Source organism: Deltaproteobacteria bacterium (assembly GCA_016213065.1).
Classification (GTDB): Bacteria; UBA10199; UBA10199; order SPLOWO2-01-44-7; family SPLOWO2-01-44-7; genus JACRBV01.
In genome coordinates this window covers 1-3,742 of record JACRBV010000010.1, presented here as the reverse complement: position 1 = coordinate 3,742, position 3,742 = coordinate 1, and the positions used below count along the sequence as shown (strand labels likewise).

Below are 3,742 nucleotides of genomic sequence, written 5' to 3'. Positions count from 1 at the left end.
GCTGGGCTCCGGCGACATGCTTTTCATACCACCCGCCGCTTCAACTCTGATGCGCATTCACGGCGCTTACGTCACGGAAGCAGAAATCGCCCGCATTGTTTCACATCTGAAAAATCAGGGCACACCCACTTATGACACCAGCGTGTTAGAAGTCCCCGCGGATGATGCAAAAGAACCCGATGCGTTTGATGAAGAAGATACGCTTCTCTATGATCAGGCTGTCCGTCTTGTTGCCGAAACCCACCAAGCCTCTATTTCAATGATTCAGCGGCGTTTAAGAATTGGTTACAATCGCGCCGCACGCATGATTGAAAAAATGGAAGCCGAAGGCGTGGTAGGTCCCGCCGACGGCGCCAAGCCGCGTGAAGTTTTTACTACAGGGACTATGGACCATGGACCACGGACAATGGACTAAAAACGAGAAGATAATGAAGTCCATAGTCTATGGTCTATGGTCCATGGTCCTGCTTATTTCCCCGCTCATGGCCGATGCCTCACAAGTTTCTAAAGTAAGCGAGCAAAGCGAGCGAGAGGGGGAGGCTCCGCCGGCTTTGCCGGTGGAGGGGGCTTTGCTTGCCCCTAAAATAGAAGAAACCTATCAAAACACAAACACCCTTCAGGCGGAATTCACACAAAGTACTTATGTCCCTCTTTTGGAAAAAACAATCACAAGACCGGGCCGTCTTTTTTATCAAAAAGGCGGGAAGTTGCGCATTGAATATGCCGGCGGCGGTCAAGACCCGGCTTTGCCGGGTCGCGAAGCAAACTCGAAGAGTTTGCGGAGTACCAATAGAATGACTCATTACATCAGCGACGGGAAAACATTGTGGGTGTTCGATCCGCAATCCAAAGAAAAACAAAGCTATCTTCTAAAAGATTCTGGACTTCCCGAAGAAGCACTCAAATTTTTGACGGAGTTGGGAAACCTGACCACTTATTTTAATGTCACAGAGAAAAAAGAAAAATTGATTTTAAAACCGAAAAAAAAATCAACCTACAGTTCCCTCGATTGCCTCTTTGAAAAAAATAATTACCTCACCGACCTCACCATCCACAGTCACTCAGGCAACACATCCCAATACCGTTTCTTCAACATAAAACCCGGAATAAAATTCCCCGCCAAATTATTCACGCTTTAAAAAGAACGGTTGACTATCAGTAACCAACTTTTGATTTCTATTGTAGGGGCTTGCGTCGCCCCCTCCAACGGCAAAGCCGTTGGAGCCTCCCCCTCACGTTCGCTCTGCTCACTCGATGCGCGACGACATCATTATTTGAGCATGTCTTATCTGTTTCATGATTGAAAGCTGATCGCTGATAGCTGATGGCTGACTGCTTTTTTATGTGACTAGGGCTAGTTGGGCTAAATGGACTAAGTGGTCGTTGATGCGTCTTAGATTTCCCAAAACATCGAGGTGGATGGAGCTGGTTTCGAAAGCTTCGGGGCTTCCCGCGTGAAGGCGCTGAATATGCGCCTGGCGCAGTTGCTGTTCCATTGCGTTGAAATGTTCTCCCTGCCGGACCACTTTGCGAAGTAGTTCTTCATCGGGAGAGGCAAAAACAGAAATCACAAGACTGAAATTTTCCAATCCCATTTGATGAAGTTTTTGAATATCAATCCAACCTTCCTGAGAAAAACTGCGTTTTGTTGACAGTTTTTTTTCTGCCAATCTTGACAGTTCTTTTGAAATCACATCTCCAACACCCTCCAAATCGGACGTAATGGAAAGCAGGTTCATCTGCTGGGTTGCTTGCAGATCGGTCAAACTTTCGCGGGCAATCTTGGCAAGATAGAATCGAACCTCACGATCCAGCAAATCAATTTTGTCGTCTCTCTCTTCAATTTCTCTCAAAACACGATCCGAATCAAAACCCACATCAAACATTTTCAGGCAGTCATGATACAAATCGTAGGTCATGTTCGCAATCCGCAAAATTTCTCGTTTGGCCTGCGCAAAAGCAAGTGGGGGTGTTTCCAAAGCGGTTTCCTCCAGATATTTCGGCCCAAATTGTTCTTCTCTTTTTCCCTCCACCAAAAATCTTGAAACAACCCAAACCCCAAACGGAACAAAAGGCAAAAAGAAACACGCGAGTGCAACATTAAAAAGCAGGTGAACAATCGCAATTTGTCCGGCGACATCCGGGTGAATAAAAGGAACCCAATGGGTAACCCAAAGTGAAATTTTTTCGATCCACACCGCGATGTGGGGAATGAAGGGCATCGCCAAAGCAACTCCCACAATTTTTACAAACAAATGGGCCATCGCGACTCTTCGTCCATTTGTGTTGCTGGTCAGTGAAGCCAAAATGGGACTACAGCAGGTTCCGATATTGGCGCCCAGTACAACGGGAATTGCGGACGGTAGCGTGACAGCCCCTGCAAGAGCCAACGCAATGACCATACCAATGGTTGCGGCAGAAGTTTGGACCAAAGCGGTAAAAAGAATCGACAAAATAAGCATCGCGATGGGATGCGTACTCAACAAGGTAAAAATAAATTGGGCATTTGGGTCAACAGCAAGAGGGTTGGCCGTTTGGGTAATCAAATGCATTCCATAAAATAACATTCCGAAACTAAACAAAATGCGCCCCGTGTAACGCATCTGTTTTGAACCACGCGCAATGGATTCCAATCCAAAACCAAACACAACCAACAGCAAAGCATAATCGGCGACTTCTTTGATTGATAATAAAATGACAACAACGGTGGTCCCGATATCCGCTCCCAAAATAACGCCAAAGGCTTGGGGCAAAGTTAGCAAACCGGTTGCGGCCAAACTAATCAGCATTAAAATGGTGGCGGTGGAACTTTGCAAACTCACGGTGATCAGTGTCCCAAGCCCCACAGCCACAATCCGGTTATTGGTTAAACGGGTAATGAAGGAGCGCAAGCGATCCCCTGCCAACAACTGCAAGGCATTGCGCGCGCTGGAGAGACCAAAAAAGAAAAACGAAAGTCCCCCTAAAAATAGAATTCCACTGAATTCAGTCATATTGAGTTTTTGTTAAGCCACCTGAGCTTCGGGTTGTTTGCTTGCGGTCTCCTCATTGAGACGAACCGAAACAACCTTGGAAACACCCGCCTCTTCCATGGTGATGCCATAGAGGCAATCGGCTTTTTCCATGGTGCGTTTATTGTGGGTGATGACAATGAATTGGGATTGAGAGGTCATTTCACGGACCATATCATTAAAGCGCGTGATATTGGCATCATCCAGAGGAGCATCCACTTCATCCAGCAGACAGAACGGAGAAGGTTTGATCAGGAAGATGGAAAAAATAAGGGCCACTGCGGTCAAAGCCTTTTCACCACCGGACAAGAGAGTAATGGATTGCAATTTTTTTCCGGGAGGTTGCGCCACAATCTCAACACCGGCTTCCATCAAATTTTCTTCATCCATCAAAATCAGTTTGGCTCTTCCTCCCTTGAATAAACGGGGAAAGATCTCCTGAAATTTTTCGTTTATGGATTCAAAAGTTTTTAAGAACCGTTCACGACTGACACGGTTAATTTTTTGAATGGCCCGTTTCAAAGCTTCAAGAGATTGCACAAGGTCTTCCTGCTGTTTCGACAAAAATTCATGACGATTTTTGAGTTCGTCATATTCTTCAATCGCTCCTACATGCACACTACCCAGCTTTTCCAGCCGGTCCCGAAGATCATTGATAATGCAACCTTCTTCTTCCATGTTCCACTCTTCTGTCAAAGCCGTTTGTGGAACATAATGGGAAATCTCGATTT

At 46.1% G+C, this 3,742-nt stretch carries 4 protein-coding genes; 2 read left to right on the top strand and 2 right to left on the bottom strand.

Going from position 1 to position 3,742, the window contains the following annotated elements:
- Both HY877_00540 and HY877_00535 read left to right on the top strand, forming a co-directional pair.
- Positions 1–415: hypothetical protein (locus HY877_00540; protein MBI5298777.1), on the top strand; the 415-nt coding region annotated here is incomplete at its 5' end.
- 13 nt (positions 416–428) lie between these two features.
- Complete coding sequence (locus tag HY877_00535; protein ID MBI5298776.1) at positions 429–1,139, top strand: outer membrane lipoprotein carrier protein LolA; 711 nt, start codon at positions 429–431, stop codon at positions 1,137–1,139.
- Positions 1,140–1,340: 201 nt separating this feature from the next.
- Here the strand turns inward: HY877_00535 and HY877_00530 are convergent, their stop codons facing one another.
- A complete protein-coding gene (locus tag HY877_00530; GenBank protein ID MBI5298775.1) occupies positions 1,341–2,993 on the bottom strand; it encodes a Na/Pi cotransporter family protein in 1,653 nt (550 codons plus the stop codon).
- Positions 2,994–3,005: 12 nt separating this feature from the next.
- Positions 3,006–3,742 (bottom strand): AAA family ATPase (locus HY877_00525; GenBank protein MBI5298774.1); only part of this gene is annotated, 737 nt, incomplete at its 5' end.

Excerpts from the sequence above, each read along its gene's own strand:
- HY877_00535 (MBI5298776.1), top strand. The coding sequence starts at position 429 with ATGAAGTCCATAGTCTATGGTCTATGGTCCATGGTCCTGCTTATTTCC.
- HY877_00530 (MBI5298775.1), bottom strand. The coding sequence starts at position 2,993 with ATGACTGAATTCAGTGGAATTCTATTTTTAGGGGGACTTTCGTTTTTC.